This window comes from Pseudomonas sp. 05T35 (assembly GCF_056396605.1).
In genome coordinates, this window is sequence record NZ_JBFTLU010000878.1 from 1 (window position 1) to 615 (window position 615).

The window sequence follows — 615 nt, forward strand, 5'->3', positions numbered from 1 at the left end:
AGCAAGCCCAGCAGGAACAGGCTGAACAGCACCGACTCGGGATTCTCGCCACCGCGCTTGGCCACCCGCCAGCCAACAAAGGTTGYCAGTGCCAGGGCACTGATCAGCAGCAGGTGGTTGAGCGCAATGGCAAAGGTGCCGAGGGTAAAGGTCAGCATCAACGAGCGTCCCGGGTGATGTTCCAGCGTTGGAGGAAACCGGCGGCATCCACCTCTCCGGTGATGCGCTGGCTGCGGCGCTCGATGCCGTCGGTGCCGATCCACAACAGGCTTGGTGGCCCCGGCACTTTATAACGGCCGAGCAGTTCACGGCTGGCGGCATTGTCGGCGGTCACGTCCAGGCGCAGCAAGCGGACTTCTTTCAACGCGTCCAGTACCTGGGGTTTACCGAACACCTGTTTCTCCATGATCTTGCACGACACGCACCAGTCGGCGTAGTAGTCCAGCAACACCCACTGGCCCTGGGCGCGGGCAGTATCGAGTTCGCGTTGCAGCGCGACGGGATCCTTGACGGTGATGAAGGCGTCGTCGGCCGTGGGGCTGGCGACGCGGGTCGACGCCTGTGCACTGTAAACCTGCAATGGATTGAACAGGTCATCGCTGCCACCCGCAGCAC

The 615-nt window shown here is 62.9% G+C and carries 1 protein-coding gene and 1 pseudogene; both read right to left on the minus strand.

The window, feature by feature from the left end:
• Positions 1 to 158: pseudogene (locus AC1DH9_RS30435) on the minus strand (TlpA family protein disulfide reductase); the annotation flags it as partial.
• A partial coding sequence (locus AC1DH9_RS30440) for a thioredoxin family protein (RefSeq protein WP_477809493.1) occupies positions 158 to 615 on the minus strand: 458 nt, incomplete at its 5' end. The pseudogene AC1DH9_RS30435 and the gene AC1DH9_RS30440, both read right to left, overlap by 1 nt.